Origin of the sequence: Tsuneonella litorea (assembly GCF_025154015.1) — a bacterium.
GTDB lineage: Bacteria > Pseudomonadota > Alphaproteobacteria > Sphingomonadales > Sphingomonadaceae > Tsuneonella > Tsuneonella litorea.
In genome coordinates, this window is sequence record NZ_JAOAMV010000004.1 from 351815 (window position 1) to 367844 (window position 16030).

At 61.1% G+C, this 16030-nt stretch carries 15 protein-coding genes and 2 pseudogenes; 3 read left to right on the plus strand and 14 right to left on the minus strand.

The features are described from left to right. Window positions 1-23: 23 nt before the first annotated feature. The 8 genes and pseudogenes from N0B51_RS10090 to N0B51_RS10125 all read right to left on the minus strand — a co-directional run. The gene (locus N0B51_RS10090) at window positions 24-1487 is read right to left on the minus strand and encodes a pyruvate carboxylase (RefSeq protein ID WP_259962197.1); all 1464 of its coding nucleotides are present in this window, start codon (window positions 1485-1487) and stop codon (window positions 24-26) included. Continuing rightward, window positions 1487-2860, minus strand: coding sequence for an acetyl-CoA carboxylase biotin carboxylase subunit (locus tag N0B51_RS10095; protein ID WP_259962198.1), 1374 nt, complete (start codon window positions 2858-2860; stop codon window positions 1487-1489). Before N0B51_RS10095 ends, N0B51_RS10090 begins: the two co-directional genes overlap by 1 nt. Continuing rightward, complete coding sequence (accB, locus tag N0B51_RS10100) at window positions 2860-3366, minus strand: acetyl-CoA carboxylase biotin carboxyl carrier protein (RefSeq protein WP_259962199.1); 507 nt, start codon at window positions 3364-3366, stop codon at window positions 2860-2862. Before accB ends, N0B51_RS10095 begins: the two co-directional genes overlap by 1 nt. A gap of 109 nt (window positions 3367-3475) precedes the next feature. Beyond that, window positions 3476-5239, minus strand: a complete 1764-nt coding sequence (locus N0B51_RS10105) for a pyruvate, phosphate dikinase (RefSeq protein WP_259962200.1) — start codon at window positions 5237-5239, stop codon at window positions 3476-3478. An 8-nt stretch (window positions 5240-5247) separates the two neighbouring features. Beyond that, window positions 5248-5853 (minus strand): hypothetical protein, encoded by a 606-nt coding sequence (locus N0B51_RS10110; RefSeq protein WP_259962201.1) that lies wholly within the window; start codon window positions 5851-5853, stop codon window positions 5248-5250. Window positions 5854-5870: 17 nt separating this feature from the next. Further along, a complete protein-coding gene (locus tag N0B51_RS10115) occupies window positions 5871-7454 on the minus strand; it encodes a hypothetical protein (RefSeq protein ID WP_259962203.1) in 1584 nt (527 codons plus the stop codon). A gap of 41 nt (window positions 7455-7495) precedes the next feature. After that, window positions 7496-8245 (minus strand): PEP-utilizing enzyme, encoded by a 750-nt coding sequence (locus N0B51_RS10120; RefSeq protein ID WP_259962204.1) that lies wholly within the window; start codon window positions 8243-8245, stop codon window positions 7496-7498. A 118-nt stretch (window positions 8246-8363) separates the two neighbouring features. Beyond that, window positions 8364-8968 (minus strand): annotated as a pseudogene (locus tag N0B51_RS10125) (IS5 family transposase); the annotation flags it as partial. A gap of 67 nt (window positions 8969-9035) precedes the next feature. Between N0B51_RS10125 and N0B51_RS10135 the strand changes: the two are divergent. After that, entirely contained in the window at window positions 9036-10112 is a 1077-nt protein-coding gene (locus tag N0B51_RS10135) for an IS5 family transposase (protein ID WP_259962206.1), read from the plus strand. A gap of 127 nt (window positions 10113-10239) precedes the next feature. Here N0B51_RS10135 and N0B51_RS10140 read toward each other — a convergent pair. Then, a pseudogene (locus N0B51_RS10140) lies at window positions 10240-10419 on the minus strand (transposase); the annotation flags it as partial. A gap of 296 nt (window positions 10420-10715) precedes the next feature. Between N0B51_RS10140 and N0B51_RS10145 the strand changes: the two are divergent. Continuing rightward, window positions 10716-11705 (plus strand): helix-turn-helix domain-containing protein, encoded by a 990-nt coding sequence (locus N0B51_RS10145; RefSeq protein ID WP_259962207.1) that lies wholly within the window; start codon window positions 10716-10718, stop codon window positions 11703-11705. Window positions 11706-12008: 303 nt separating this feature from the next. Here the strand turns inward: N0B51_RS10145 and N0B51_RS10150 are convergent, their stop codons facing one another. The 5 genes from N0B51_RS10150 to N0B51_RS10170 all read right to left on the minus strand — a co-directional run bounded on the left by N0B51_RS10150 (window position 12009) and on the right by N0B51_RS10170 (window position 15321). Beyond that, window positions 12009-12731, minus strand: coding sequence for an SDR family NAD(P)-dependent oxidoreductase (locus N0B51_RS10150; protein WP_259962208.1), 723 nt, complete (start codon window positions 12729-12731; stop codon window positions 12009-12011). A 282-nt stretch (window positions 12732-13013) separates the two neighbouring features. After that, complete coding sequence (locus N0B51_RS10155) at window positions 13014-13295, minus strand: hypothetical protein (protein ID WP_259962209.1); 282 nt, start codon at window positions 13293-13295, stop codon at window positions 13014-13016. 76 nt (window positions 13296-13371) lie between these two features. Next, entirely contained in the window at window positions 13372-14376 is a 1005-nt protein-coding gene (locus N0B51_RS10160) for an NAD(P)/FAD-dependent oxidoreductase (RefSeq protein ID WP_259962210.1), read from the minus strand. Window positions 14377-14382: 6 nt separating this feature from the next. Continuing rightward, window positions 14383-15000 carry a GTP cyclohydrolase I FolE gene (gene folE, locus N0B51_RS10165; RefSeq protein ID WP_259962211.1) on the minus strand — a complete coding sequence of 206 codons (618 nt, stop codon included), beginning with the start codon at window positions 14998-15000 and terminating at the stop codon, window positions 14383-14385. 30 nt (window positions 15001-15030) lie between these two features. Continuing rightward, on the minus strand, window positions 15031-15321 hold the full coding sequence (locus N0B51_RS10170) for a twin transmembrane helix small protein (protein WP_259962212.1): 291 nt from the start codon (window positions 15319-15321) through the stop codon (window positions 15031-15033). A 91-nt stretch (window positions 15322-15412) separates the two neighbouring features. Here N0B51_RS10170 and N0B51_RS10175 point away from each other — a divergent pair, with 91 nt between their 5' ends. Then, a complete protein-coding gene (locus N0B51_RS10175) occupies window positions 15413-16003 on the plus strand; it encodes a PAS domain-containing protein (RefSeq protein ID WP_259962213.1) in 591 nt (196 codons plus the stop codon). Window positions 16004-16030: the final 27 nt, after the last annotated feature.

Consider the following 16030-nt stretch of genomic DNA (forward strand, 5'->3'; position numbering starts at 1 on the left):
AGGTAGCCCCAGTGGCTTCAGCATCAGCCTTCCTGCCGGATGAGTTCGAGTTGCATCATCCCGATGGTCGCCTGAAGCGATGGCGTACGAGCCAGACGCATCAGTTTCTGCACTTGGTCGAGCTCGGGCGATGACATGAGCGGGAAGTTCTTCTTCACCGGTCCCGCCGCCCGCATTTTCTCCAGATCGGCCTCGGGCACTAGCGCACGCAGGATCAATTCATCGTCGTTGTCCGTCCCGTGGCGTTTGCGCAGTTCCTCGATCGACGGATTTTCGGGCGGGTTTGCGAGCACGTCCTTGGCCCGCGGCGAAGACATGATCCTGTCCAGGACGTTTGGCTCGATCGGTGCGACCATCTCCCCATAAAACCCAGCGGCGTACGCGATCACCTCGTCGGTTACGATCTCATAGCGCTTGCCCGAAACGATGTTCAGCACCGCCTGAATGCCTACGATCTGACTGAACGGCGTTGCCATACCCGGATAGCCCAGCTCGCGGCGGACCACGGCTGTCTCGCGCAGCACATCGGGCAATCGGTCCTGCATGTCGTGTTGCGCCAGGTTGGCCTTGAAAGTGCCTACCATGCCCCCCGGAATCTGGTGCTGAATGGCGAGCACGTCATATTCATTGTTCTGGTTAATAAGATATCCGGCGGCGCGCCCAACCTTTTCGAAATGATCGGCGACCGGCGGAAGGAGCGATAAATCGAGGTCGTGGGTGTGCCCCAGCATTTCGAGATTGTGCGCAAACATCTGGACCGAAGGTACCGCCGGTCCGTTGGCCAGCGGCCTGGTGGAGGTGTGCAGGACCGTGACGCCGAGATCCACGGCATCGAGATAGGCCTTGCCCGATTGCCCAAGAATATTGTTCGCATGCAGTTCGATAGGCTTGCCGCGCGCCTCGGCGATCAGCGCAGGCACCAGTGTGCTCAACCGCTCCTTCTCCAGAACGCCGGCCGTATCATAGATCAGGATGGAATCGATGTCCGGCGATGCAGCCAGCTTCTTGACCTTGTCGGCATAATATTCATCGGTGTGAACCGGCGACAGGGTGAACATGAGCGCACCCGCACAGGTCGCGCCGAACTCCTTTGAGACCTTGGCCAGTCGCAACATCTTGTCGATATTGAATAGCACGTCGTAGACCCAGAAACTGCGGCAGCCGTGTACCGCCAGCTGACGCATCCAGGCATCCATCAAGGCGTCGGGCGTTACACCAAAGCTCACTGCGGCGTTCGAGCGCATCCCCGCTCGTTTCGGGGTGCGCGGCATGGCCTGAACCAGCAGGTCCATTCCGTCCCAGGGATTCTCCCGGCAGCTGCGAACGAGAACCTCGAACAAGGACGAAGCGGTAAGATCAATCGTGGAATAGCCGGTCCGGTCGATGATCGGCGCGACGGGGAGCGCCATCCCCGCGGTCATGCGCATACCCCAAAGCGCTTGCTGGCCGTCCCGGATGGTGGTGTCTAGAATGTCGATGTGCGCCATTAGGGGGCTCCTTTGTCTGAAAGAAATTCGGGGAGCAAAACGCGCTCTGCCCAACGTGTATCGATCCGGTTTTCGATGAAATCAGGGTGGCGGGAAATGAACCGCAACAGGTCGATGTTGGTCGCAATACCTTCGATCACGAATGAATCGAGCGCATCGCGAAGGCGTGCGACGGCATCGTCACGATCGCGGCCCGTCACGATAAGCTTTGCAATCATACTGTCGTAGTAGGGTGGGACCATCACGCCCGACGCCATCGCCGTATCGACCCGAATGCCCGTGCCTGAAGGTGCCGACCAGTTGGTGATGCGGCCTGGTGACGGCCGGAAGTTATCCAGCGGATTTTCCGCGATGATCCGCACCTCAATGGAATGGCCGGCAGGAATGATGTCATCCTGCGCTAGTTCGCTGGCTTCGCCGCAGGCAACGTCGAGCTGGCGCTGGATCAGATCGATCCCGCAGATTTGCTCGGACACCGGGTGTTCGACTTGGATCCGGGCATTGACCTCCATGAAGAAGAACTGCTCGGTTTCCTCGTCGTAGAGGAACTCAACTGTTCCCGCATTGCGATAGCTTATCGGCGAGAGCAGATCGATCGCCGCTTGCGAAACGCGGTTGCGCAATGCAGGCGAGAGGATCGCGGCAGGTGCTTCCTCCACCATTTTCTGGTAACGCCGCTGCAGCGAACAGTCGCGCTCGGCGAAATGCACGATATTTCCTTTGCCGTCACCGACGACCTGCACCTCCACATGGCGCGCACGTTCGACAAAGCGCTCTAGATAGAGTGTCCCGTCGCCGAAGGCTTCTTTGGCTTCATGCGAGGCGGCATCGAACGAGCTGCGCAGCTCTTCGGGCGAGCGTGCCACGACCATGCCGCGTCCACCGCCACCTGCCGAAGCCTTGGTGATGACCGGGAACCCGATTCCATCGGCAATGCGCAGCGCATCATCGACGGTATCGACCTTCTCGCTTCCTGAAACCATGGGGACACCGGCGGACCTGGCAAGGGCGCGGGCGGCCAGTTTGTCGCCGACCAGCCGGATCGTCTCGGCCTTGGGCCCGACGAAATTCAGGCCCGCATTCTCACACTTTTCGGCAAATGCCGCACGTTCCGACAGGAAGCCATAACCCGGATGGACAGCGTCGCATCCCGTCGACAGGGCCGCATGGATAAGCATGTCGCCATTGAGATAGGAATCGCGGGCAGCCGCTGGGCCGATAACGACCGCGCGGTCGGCTTCCGTTGCGGCCATGCTGTCACGATCCGCTGCCGACACTGCCAGCACCGTTTCGATACCTTTCGCCTTCGCCGCACGCACAATACGCACGGCGATTTCGCCACGATTGGCGATAAGGAGACGCTTGATAGGCATCAGGCGTCCGGCTCGATAACAAACAGCGGTCGGTCGAATTCGACAAGCTCGGCATCGCTGACGAGTATTTCGCGAATGGTGCCTGCCACGCCAGCCTTCACCGGCGTGAACAGCTTCATCACCTCGATCAGGCACACATCGGAATCGGCATCCACTTTCTGCCCGATTTCCACGTATGGCGCCGCACCGGGCTTGGGCGAACGATAAAACGTTCCCAGGTTCGGGGCCTTGAGCACCGACATTCCATCGGGGACCTGATAGTCGGCCGATCCGGTTGCATCGGCAGTCGCGCTCGCCGCCGGGACCGCCACCGGCGCAGGGGTGGCCACCGATGCAGCCGGGGTATCGACGACTGTACGCTCGCCACCGTTCCAGGCGCGACGGGCCGCGGGATCCTTGTTGAGGTGAAGCTGGAAATCGTCGAGCGTGATGTGAAGCTCGTCCCAATCGCCTGCATCGAACAGCTCGATCAGCGCTTGTACATCTTCGGGAGTGACATTGGTCATCTGCTCAATTCCTCGAATACAGAGAGTTTGGATTGGCGGCGTGGTTGCTTGCCCGCAGCACGCTCGCCGAGCGACGTGCAGGTCCGCAGGTGATCGGGACGCAGCACTCTCACGGCACGGGTTCGACGTTCGCCTGAACCGCTGCCAGGAGCGATGGCAGGCGAGGGTCCGCGACGATGAATTCCAGACCAGCGTCGATGGCTGCGCGCACGCCTTCGTCGGTCGCGATCGCGCCTCCGGCTGCGCCCTTCGCAGTCTGGTTGCCTGCAAGGATTTCTGGAAGGTTTTCCGACTCTTCGGCACCTTCAATCGCCGCGAGATCGAGGGCATCAAGCCCCTTCGCTCCATCGGCCGAAATGATGCGGATTGGCGCAAGCTGTTCCGCCCATTCGGTCAACTGCGCCAGCATCCCGTCAGACACTTCGTCGGGGACAACAACCTCCAGCGCTCCGGCCCAGATCTGCCCTGTCTGTCCATCGACGGTCACGGTCTGGCCGTTCAGGGCGGAAAGCCTGCCTTGCCCGCAACCGACAACGCAGGGTTTGCCAAGCGCCCGGCTGACCACGGCGGCGTGCGATGTCGATCCGCCTTCCTCGGTTATTACCGCAGTGGCCGCAATCATTCCGTGAACATCATGCGGGCTTGTCGTCGGACGGGCGAGCACGACGGCAATCCCCTCATTGCCAAGCCGTTCGGCCTCATCGGAGCCGGATACCACCATGCCTATGCCGACACCGGGGCAAGCCCCCTCTCCCTTTGCCAGTTGAGCAGCCGCAACTCGTGCTGCTTCGGGAATGACAGGCGACATCAGGATACGGATCCGGTCCGAAGGAATGCGGCAAATGGCCGTGCGCCGGTCGATCAGGCCTTCGTTCGCCATCTCGACCGCCGTTCGCACGGCAGCCTGGGGCGCGAGCTTGGCCGATCGCGCCTGCAAGAGGTAAAGAGTGCCACGCTCCACCGTGAACTCGATATCCTGTACGTCCCGTTCGGCCCGCTCCAGCGTCTTCGAGGCGGACATCAGGTCGTTGAATGCCTCGGGAACAATCTCGGCCATCGTGGCAAGGGGTTTCGGCGTGAATTCACCCGATACGACATCTTCGCCCTGCGCCTGGCCCAGGTACTCGCCGAAGGGCTGGTCTTCGCCGGTCGAAGGGTTGCGGCTGAACAGCACACCGGTGCCCGATCGCTCATCCAGATTTCCGAACACCATCGCCTGAACAGTCACCGCGGTGCCTAGGTCGTGGGGAATCTTCTGGTGCTCGCGATAGCGTCGGGCGCGGCGCGCATTCCAAGATTCGAAAACCGCTGTCACCGCCCCCAGCAACTGTTCACGCGGGTCATCGGGCAGCGTCTTGCCGGTCGCGCTGTGGATCATATCGCGCCACACCTGTGGGTCAGACGCACTGTCGAAACCCTTGGCATCGGCCTTGAGAACAACGTTACCGTATAGTTGCGCAAAGCGACGGTGGGTATCCTGTGCGAACGCCGCGTCTCCGCTTTCGGCTGCCAAGGCCGTCTGGGTCTGATCGTTCATGCCGACATTGAGGATGGTATCCATCATACCGGGCATCGAGATGGCTGCTCCCGAACGGACCGACACGAGCAGGGGAGCAGATGCTCCGCCAAAAACGCGCCCGGTGGACTCTTCGAGCCAGGCGATGGCACGTTCGAGTTCCTCGACAAGTCCGTCGGGGAATTCACCCGTTGCCAGAAACGCGGCGTGGGCCTCGGTCGTAACCACGAAGGCAGGCGGCACCCGCAGACCGAGCGCCATCAGGCGTGCGATCGAGTGCGCCTTGCCGCCAATGAGCGACTTTCCCGGCAAGTTCGTCCCATCGAGACGCATGATCCATTCCATGGAACCAGCCATCACCGACCTCACTCTTCGCGCTCTTTGCCGAGCATGCAGAGCAAATCCTCATGCAGTTCGAACCACAGCGTATGGTAACTTTCGATCTTGGCGTCGCTCACCCATTCGATCGCACCGTCCTCTGCCCGTTCGAGCGCCGTAAGCAGCTTTTCCCGATAGATCGCCATTCTCGGAAGAACCGACGCCATCGCCGCAAGAATGCGCTCGGCGCTTTCATGCAGGGCGCCCAATCGATCGATGATCTTGTTGTCGTAGTCCGCGTCGGTATGATCGTTACGAACAGTGCTCCCGGCGATATCTCGCACCTGCCATGCCGTAATCAGGGACTTCAGGTCGACATTCAGTTCCTCGAAACGATCGTAGGCCGCAACAAAGGCATCATTTTTCCTGACACTGTCGTAAAATCGGGAATAATTGCATTGCATTATCAACCGACCGGCCGGACCGAGCGTCGCCTTGCCGTCGGCCCGCATTACCAGCCCTCGCTCTTCCGCGCGGTCGATCGAGTTTTCGACCTCGGCCTGGGCGATGCCGATTATCTCGGATATATTCACGGCGTCGGCGTATTTCTTGATGCCGATGCCATGCAGCACAAGATGATCTGTGTAGAGCATGACTATTCTTCTTCGCGTTATCGGGAACGGTGCTGGAGATTGGAGAGCGCTTCGACATCGTCTCGATCGAGTCCCGCTCCACGATCCTTGAGATTTCGCGAGTCCGACTGCTCAATCCTGTAAAGCTCGTCGGCAAGCGGGCTGTCGTAATTGTACTTGACCCATGCATCGTCCAGATAACGATAGCGTTCGGTGCAAAGCTTTGGCGTGAACTGACGGACCCTCTCGTTCAGCTCATCTTGGGTCATCGTTCCCTGCGTTGTGCGATACCGATCGACCTTCGCAGCGAGATAGGTAACCCCCCGTCCGAGTTCGTCTCCTACCGTCGGCGCATAGTCGCCATCGGAAAGGATGGAATAGGGGATCGGGGAATAGTTGCGCTTGGGCAGGTTGGAATGCGGCATCATTTCATATGCGCTGAACTGCTGGCTGGAAAGCGACAGCGGGACGAACAGCGCACCAAGCAATTCGTTGCCATACTCGTCGTTCATGAAGGGGCGGAACCGATCCGCGCGCTCATCGATTTCCATCCAGTCGCTTGCCTCGTAACATCCGGCAACGTGGGCGAAATCCTTGATGATGGAATAATAGGTCAGCGCGCCGGCATCGATCAGTTGCTCACGCGAATATCCGGCCAGCGATTCCCATAGCTTCTTGGTCGCATCCTTGAAAATCTCGGTATACCTGTCGAAAGTTGCCGTGAGCTCCTCGGCACTTCCCATGCCTATCGGGACTTGCGTTTCGGTAAGTTCGTCGGATGTATAAAGTCCCACTGCGCAGATATTGGCGGCCCTGTATTCCGGCTTTGAGTCAAAGCTGCCCCAATCGTCGACAATGTTGAAATGTGTGTTTCTGACTGCGGTGGGCACGGTAAGGCGCGAAAAGGGAACATCGCCCGCCACTCCGTCCAGCCACGGCAGATCCCCTTCGGCAAGGTCGAAGAAGTCACGGACCAGCAGTTCGCGAGCCTGACCGAGATTGTAGGGGCCGTGATTGGTCATGCAGACCCGGCTCTCGCAAGCGACCAGAACGGCGTATTGCGAAACTGCCGCCAGGAACCTGTCGGTGGCGCCGTGCAACGCATCCCCTTCCTCGCAGGGGAACATGTCGGCGTGATAGACCTGAATGCGACGCTCTGGCAGAACCTGAGAGCGGTGCCCGGCCTCCTTGTTCGTGATATGGCCGGAATCCCGGCGCCAGGCGAGCTGGTAGCGACGCCAAAAGTCAAGAACGAAGATCACGTCCTCGACAGCGTCCTGTGGGCGGACCAGGCCCATGTCGATCATCATCTCCCGGCCGAGCAGATAGAAGTTGATCATGCACCAATTGGTGCCCATCGACTGGATCTTGGAGTTGGAATTGCGAATGCGATCGGCCAGATCCTCTGGTGACATCACCGCCGAAATCTTGCGCAGCAGCGGAGGGTACCGGTAAAAGGCATTCAAGTACCCGAGCATGATATAAGCTGAGACAGGAAAGAATTTCGATTCCTGCACCGTCCGCGTCACGCCAAGAAAATAAGTTTCCTCGCCAGCGGTTCGGATCAAATTGTTGGCCTCTAGTAACCTGGCATATGTGATTTCAGAACCTTTCACGTCCATCTCCGGAAATTCATGTTATCTTTTCAAGGACCTTGGGAGTATCAATGGCGGGAATGCAGCCACACACGAACTGAATGATCGTCTTGTGTCTGGTAGTCCCCCATGGCCTTGGCCCGCCCAGACACCTCAATCTCGACCCTGTCGCCATTCCGGATACCGCTGATGCATGCGTTCATCAGGCAGGGAATGCCGAATTCGCGGGTCAGGATGCCGAGATGCGACTTGACCGTTCCGCCCGCGCAGATCACCCCGTGGAACTGCTCGAGGATGGGAGCAGTAAGAGTGCCGCCACTGTCGTCGATAATCGCAATCGTTTCGGGAGGAACGCCGTTGGTCAGCCCCTCCATCACATCCTTTACCGAACGGTAGTATCGCGCCGTGCCAACTGCATTGGCGGGAAACCTGACGACATTGTCGCCCTGACCCCGCCTTTGCCTGCCAGCTTCGTCCGCGGGTTCCACAACGGCGCGGGGATGCTCGAAAGAGAATTCGTCTGCGTCCCCATCGGCTCCGCCGATTTGCTGATAGGCATTCGGCCTTTCTTCTGCCGAGATCGTCGCGGAAGCCACGTACCGGTATCCCGCATCGACGGCCCGCTTTTCAAGCTCTACGACATCCTTGGCGCTAATGAGATCGTAGCTCGTGCCGAAGACGAAGTTCGACCATGTATCACCGGTTTCATCCAATCTGGTCCGGATCAGATCCCGGATGCCGCCGTGAAAGATCTCGACGACGTTCGGGGGCGTCGCCCTGTGGTCATACTTGTTGGTGTCTGAATGAATTTTCGCCATTGCCGCCTACTTCCATCACGCGATCAGAGCCGCCCAAACTTTGGCTAGCAATACTGACCGATGCGATGGGCCGTCTTGGCAACGTGCGCCACCCGACTTGGTCGAGACTGACCTCCGGCTAGGCCCTGTTGACAAGAGATCTCAGCCACAGGCGTGCTGCGGCGAGGTTGAGGAAGCTCTCGAAGGATAGGACCGTCTTGTCGTAGCGGGTGGCGATACGGCGCTGTTGCTTGAGCTTGCCGAACATGCGCTCGACGCGGTTGCGGTCCCGGTAGCGGCGATAGTCAGGATGCTCAGGCACCTTGCGGTTTGAGCGAGGCGGGATGATCGGCAGGATACCCCGGATCAACAGGCTCTCCCGGAAGTGGTCACCGTCATAGCCTTTGTCTGCCAGCAGCGCTTTGGGCGCGGCGATGGGGATCTCCATGAGCGGCTCGGCAGCGGTGTAATCGGACGCTTCGCCGCCGGTCAGGATGAAGCCGAGAGGCAGTCCCTGATTGTCACAGCGGGCGTGGATTTTGCTCGTAAAGCCGCCGCGTGATCGACCAAGAGCGTTCGCACGAGCCCCCCTTTTCCGCCCGCTGCCGAGACGTGGCCGCGAACGCTGGTGCTATCGATCATGTGCTGCCAGTCGTCGGTCAGCCCCAAGTCGACCAGCGTTTGCAGAACGGCATCCCAGACGCCCTGTTCGGCCCAGCGGCGGAACCGGACGTAGACCGAGTTGGGCACCTCCAAAAACCCTCGCGTTTGACCGCCTGATCTGATTCATTGGGCCTGACAGGAGGCGGCAATGCGGCAGGCAGGATTGTTTGGTTTATCGGACCATCTGAAGCGGTTATCGGCGCACGGCGATCCGCTCGAGGAGCTGAGTAGGATAATCGACTTCGAGACATTCCATCCGGTTCTTGTCGCGGCGCTGGCCTACGGTGACGGTGCCAAGGGCGGCCGTCCGCCGTATGATCCAGTGGCGATGCTCAAGGTGCTGATTTTGGCAGCGCAGAACAATGTCAGCGATGCGCGGATGGAATACCTGATCCGGGATCGGCTGAGCTGGCTGCGTTTCCTGGGCTTCGACCTTGGTGCGGCGACACCCGACGCCAACACGATCCGCCTGTTCCGCGAAAAGCTGACCGAGGCGGGTGCACTTGATGCGCTGTTCACCGATTTCGACCGGCAGCTCAAGGAACGGGGCTACCTCGCCATGGGCGGGCAGATTGTCGACGCAACACTGGTAGCCGCGCCCAAGCAGCGCAACACCGAACCGGAGAAGGCGGCGATCAAGGCAGGCAAGGTTGCCGCCGATATCTGGCCCGACGAACCCGCCCGGGCGGCGCAGAAGGACACAGATGCGCGCTGGACGCTGAAGTTCGCCAAAGGCCGCCCAGCGGCGGACGGCAAGCCGCAAATCGACATCGCCATCCCCAGCTTCGGCTACAAAAGCAGCATCGCGATTTGCCGAGCCTTCGGCTTCATCCGCAAGGGCAAGGTCACCGATGGCGCGCGCTTCGATGGCCGGATGCTCCGGGACGTCGTGACGAGCGACAATACCGCCTCGGATGTTTGGGCCGATACGGCCTACCGCAGTCAGGCCAACGAGAAGTGGCTCAAAGCGCAGGGGCGGGTCAGCCGCATCCATCGCAAGAAGCCCAGGGGCAAGCCGATGCCGGATCATGTCCGGCGCGGGAATGCCACAAAGTCAAAGGTCCGCGCCCGGGTCGAACACGTCTTCGCGCAGCAGAAGGCCAAGATGGGGCTGTTCATTCGCACCATCGGCATCAAGCGCGCCGAGGCCAAAATCACGCTGGCCAATTTGGCCTACAATATGAACCGCCTGATCTTCCACGAACGACGGGCAGCCATGGGGTAGCTACGCCTGGAGATCAGAAAAACCGATGAAAAACGGCAATATGCGCGCCACGATGGCCAGCATTTACGCCATCGCTGGCGCCGCCTGCACAAAATCGCCCAGTTCACTGGGTTGATGGAGGTGCCCAGTTCCACTTCCCATAGCGCTCATGCATGTCGCGCCAGGGGCAACCGACCCGCAGCACATAGAGCATCCCGTTGAGAAAGCGTCGGTTATCGCCAGCAGGACGCGCCCAGCGACCACGCTCAGGCGGCAGCAGCGGCCCGATCAGTTCCCACTCCGCATCCGACAAGTCCCCACGACCCATGACTGCTCCTCAAAAAGCAGTCTTGAATCAGAAGTCGGGACAAATGGGAATCCCTTTTGTCAACGTGCCCTAATGAATTGCGGGAGCGGCCCGCTCATCCCCGCTGATAACCGCAGTGAGCTGCGCCAGGACCGTCATATCTGCGTCGGCCGCCGCTTAGCGCGAAATGATCTAGGGATTGACGGCATGAGGGATTGCCAGTAGCTTACCCTTTAAAAAGGGTATCAGTTGATACCAATGCAGAACGGGGTGCTGCAATCTTCAAAAGAGCAGCACTTTGGGCAAGAGAGGTTATTATGGCTGAGGCCGCGACGATTGTCAGCAATTGGAAAGATGCATCTATTTGGTCAACGGCACAGTTACCCGCCAGGGAACAGTTTGGCCGCTGGTGTGAATTCGTAAACGAAGCACATCTCCACTGGTCAATTGAACGAAGCAGCTTCGATTTTTTCCCAGCATTCATTCGCGAAGGTCGATTCGGTGACTTTCGAACGGCCAATCTAACGGCCTCGCCGCAAGCGAGAGTTAAAGGCACCAGAAGCGCCGCCGAGATCGCGCAAGACGATGAAGCATTATACAACTTTCTTTACGTTGCTGCTGGCTCTGAATGCCTGACGATTGACGGAGAAGACATAGAATTACTACCAGGCAATCTGGTATTATGGGACACCACCCGTCCGATGGACTTCGTGACTGGAACCGGCTTGCATCAAGTCACGCTCGCCGTGACACATTCAAGACTACATCGCATATTTCCAAGAGCCAGCGAATTTGTGGGCAAACCGATGTCATGCGCATCCGGCTTGAACAAACTGTTCATCGACCACTTGCTGACTTTGGAGAATCAGTTCGGCGATCTAACCAGAGAACAGGCATGGCGAGTTCTGGACACCACGCTTAATCTCGCGGTTACTGCGCTAGAAAACGGTACGGAAATTGTAAAGCACAATGGAAAGTTTGACTTACTCGAAAAGATTCGAAAGTATATTGACGAAAATCTAGATGATTATGAATTGTGCGTCACGAGTATCGCTAAGCAACACAGCATTTCCCCACGACATACCCACCGAATATTCGGGGAAGTAGGCATATCTGTCTCCAATTATATCACAAGCAGAAGACTAGACCGCTGCAAGATTGAATTGGCATCTCCGGCTTGTTCAGAAAATTCGGTTACGGATATAGCCTTCCGTTGGGGATTCAACGATTCCAGCACGTTCAGCAAAATCTTCAAAAGAGAGTTCGGCATAAGCCCACGTGAGTTCCGACGCAGAAATCGCCACTGATCCTGAGATGTCGATATCGGTGGACGTTAAACCCACCCGGCAGCACCCGCCGAAGCACACTTCTGTCACACGCATGGTGAGCCGATGGCCAATTATCGATTACTGCTATCTGGGGCATGATAGGGGGCATTATTTTCATCATAATGCATTTTGAATTATTTAAATCAATGATTTAGCTCTTATATTCGAATCCCTCCGTCTCCGCCACCGATCCTGGGCCCACCGCACGACCCCTCTTTTTTGGTCGGCTAGGGGCGAAATGGACCTTCCCGTTTACGCGCGCGCGCTGGACCTCCAGCCGGGTCAGGGAACGATCCTTTGGCCGTCCCATGCCCAGACCGCGCCAGAATCGCGCTCTTCCAGCCCCGCGACCACCGAGAGAAGATGCCGCGCGCTGGTCGCCGGCGAGAACAGGCTGCCGGGCGGAATCGATTTCCGGAACGGCAGTGACAAGGCGGTGTCGACGGTGCCGGGGTGCAGTCCGACCGCAATCGCCTGCGGATGCGTGCGGGCCAGCTCGATCGCGAGATTGGCGATGATCATGTTGAGCGCGGCCTTCGATGCGCGGTAGCTGTGCCACCCGCCCAGCCGGTTGTCGCCGATCGACCCCACCCGTGCCGACAGCGCGGCGAACACGCTGCGCCGATCGCGCGGAAAGGCGCCGACCATGTGTTTCGCGATCAGGGCCGGTCCGATCGCGTTGACGCGGAATGCGGCCATCATCGCTTCGGTGCCAAGCGCCGCGAATTGCTTTTCGGGACGGTGCCGCCCGGTATGCAGCATACCGGTCGCAACAATGACGAGGTCGACCGCCCCTTCGTGCGATATCGCCCGCGCACTGGCGGCGATCGATTCTTCGTCAAGGAGATCGAACGCGAACGGCCGGACGATAGGCGAGCGACGGGGCGCGGGCGCCCTGCTTCCTGCATGGATCGAGGCGTATTCGCCTGAGGAAACGAGGGCATCGACGAGCGCCTGGCCGATGCCCCCGGATGCGCCCCACACGGCCGCGCGCAGACCGCTCATGCCGGGTTCCCGGCCACGCGGGCTGGCGCGAGCTCACCGAGTCGGGGAGTTCTCGGCGGTCGCGGGGGGCGTGCTGCACGAAGGGATGGGGGGTGGCGCTCCCTCGTGCAGCGCGGACGGGGAGTTCGCGCGCTCAAGCCAGGGCCGAAGCCAGCAGGCCGAGGTGCGCCATGACCGCGATAGCGGCGGCCACGGAAAGTTTCCTGGAAGCGAAGGGTCCTTCGATCATCGACTAGTCCTCGATTGGGCGGGCCGGCGATCCGCCTGAGAAGCGAAAGAGCGTCAGTCCCATTGCCGCGCCAGCACCAAGAACGCGCGGGGCCGCCGGGCCGCGGCGATATAGGTCGCGACCGTCGTCGCTGCCGCCCCGAACAGGACCGCGTGACCAATAAGGCTGACCGCAAGTACGGTGTAACTCCCGACCGCAACAGAAAAAGCGATCGCCCACATCCAGCCGAGAATTTGCAGAACCATATGCCGCACGTTGAAATCCGGGATATGACGAAGCGGGCTGACCTCGTGATTGAACACGAAGTTCCATGCATGAATGACAAATTTTCGCACTCGGCCGCTCCTCTCGATTACACCGGCAATTCCGGCATCTTCATTTGTCCTTGACATACCAGGACGACGAGGCCGGTCATACATGACCTTTGGTGTAGGTCGGTCCGTCCCTTGCCGTTGCTCCGCGTGCCAGCGGCGCCCCGCAAGCCGTAGCAAGGCATTGCCGGGCGAGATCGCGCCCTGAAAGCCATGCGCATTCGACCCGCGGACCCAGCAGCCAGTCGCCGCACGCGCCAAGGCCGATGTCGCCGTTCCACAGGGCGCCATCGCCGGTCCCGGCCGAAAGTGCGTAGCGCCAGCGATGGGCCGCGGCGGCGACGGGATCGGGAACAGGCGACGCGGTGGCACTGGCAAGCGCCGCCAGAAGCAGCTCGGCGACTTCTTCCGGCGCGTGTTCGATCCGTTCGCCGGACCACTGCGCGCTCGCCTGGACGACCCACGTCTCGGGTTCGGGACGGCCCGGCTTGGCGCTGTTGCGGGCGGCCCAGGCCAGCGCTCCCTGGCCGCGGATCACCGGGGGCAGGCCGCCAAGAGGCCGGTCGAACACGAACATCCCGGTCCAGCACGGCTGCGAGCGGGCATTCAGCGCGGCTCGCATCATCGCGAAATCGTGCAGGGCCAGCAGCGGCACGGCCTGTTCAGCCGGGATCGCGAGGACCACCGCGTCGTACGGTCCGGCCGGGCCGCGCGCGCCGGCCAGGTGCCACTGGCCGTCGCGCCGCTCCAGGTGCTTGACCAGCCAGGCCCAGGAAACCCGGTGCGACGACGCCATCTGCCGGATGACCGCGTTCATCCCCGGGATACCGACCCACGCATCATCTCCACCCGGAGGCCACGGCGCGGCGATGCCCGTCCCGGCCCACACGCGCACGAGCTGCCGGAACGCCGCGTCGCGCGCGGTGAAATACTGCGCGCCGTGGTCGAGCGTCACCTCGCCGAGCGGCGTCTGCCACCTGCGGGTGGACATTCGGCCGCCCGCGCCCCGGCCCTTGTCGAACAGCTCGACCTCGTGGCCGGCGGCGACAAGAGCATCGGCGCAGGCAAGGCCCGCCATGCCGGCTCCGATGACGGCAAAACGCATGACGGGTCAGCGGCCGCCGTTGACCAATGACAGGACTTCGCGCCGGCTGTCGGGGTCGTCGAGGAAACATCCGAGCATCCGGCTGGTGATCATGCCCACGCCGTGCGTCCTTACCCCGCGGCCGGTCATGCAGCCGTGCTGAGCCTCGATGATCACCGCCACCCCGCGGGGCTTGAGGTGGTCCCAGATCGCCTGGGCCACTTCGGCGGTCAGGCGTTCCTGGACCTGCAGGCGCGCCGCATATCCGTGGAGCACGCGCGCCAGCTTCGAGATGCCCACCACCCTGTTCGCCGGAAGGTAGGCGATCGACGCCTTGCCGGTGATCGGCGCCATGTGGTGTTCGCAATGCGACTGGAACGGGATATCCCGCAGCAGCACGATCTCATCGTACCCACCCACTTCCTCGAAGGTTCTCGACAGGTGCCCTGCCGGGTCCTCCTCGTAGCCCCGGCAATACTCGCGCCAGGCACGCGCGACGCGCCTGGGAGTATCCCGCAGCCCCTCGCGGTCCGGGTCGTCGCCGGCCCAGCGGATGAGGTTTCGGATCGATTCCTCGACGTGCTGGGGAACGAGCAGGGCCTCGTCCGCCGGTGCGAGGTCGGCGTGTCTGGTCAGGTAGTTCATGGTTATCCCTTCAACTCCGGCTTCGGATGCTCAATTGGCCGCCACCAGTGATCCCAGGAGCACGACCAGGAGGATCGCGGCGGCCTGGAACAGCACCCTTTGCGCCATCATGCGGTTCTGCTTCTCGCCGGGCCGGCTCCCGGACGCTTGCCCTGTCCGGCGAAGGTGCTCGGCATCCTTGAAGAAGGCGACCAGGCCCCGGACGAGCGCAACCACCACCGCGATGGCGAAGCCGGCGATCAGGAGGGTCAGAAAGAGCGTCAACGCGTTGTCTCCCGCCTCGTCACCCCGGGCGGACGATCCCGCCGGGGCTTCGGGCATTGCGCGTCATTCGCCGCGCGGGCTCGCCCTGCCAACATGACCAAAGGGGCACTTCACGCGGCAAGGGCTTTGCCCTAGGCTCCACGCGGCCATGTCACTGTCGCTCATGATCGGGTCCAGCCCCATCGCCGCCGTGATCAGCGACCCCCGGCTGCCCGACAATCCCATCGTCGAATGCAACGCGGCGTTCGAGGCGCTGACCGGTTACCGCAGCGACGAGATCATCGGGCACAATTGCCGGTTCCTCGCGGGCCGGGACACCGAGCCGTGGCTGACCGAGATGCTGCGCAACGGCATTCGCCGCCGCCAGCCGGTGATGGTCGAGATCCTCAACTACAAGAAGGACGGCACGCCGTTCCGCAACGCCGTCATGGTGGCGCCGATCTTCGACGCAGAGGGTGAGCTCGAGTACTTCCTCGGCTCGCAGGTCGAGATCGCCGAGGACGTGGCGCGCGCCAACGACGCCCGCCGCAAGGCCGCGCACGACCGGGTGATGGAGCTGAGCAAGCGCCAGCAGGAGGTGCTGGTGCAGATGGCCGCGGGCAAGCTCAACAAGCAGATCGCCTACGAACTGGGCCTGAGCGAGAGGACGGTGAAGATGCACCGCGCGGCGGTGCTGTCCGCCCTCGGGGTCCGGACCAGCGCCGACGCCATCCGTCTGGCGGTCGAGGCGGGTTTCTGACCGCCAGAGCGGGTCGGGCGCCCGCGG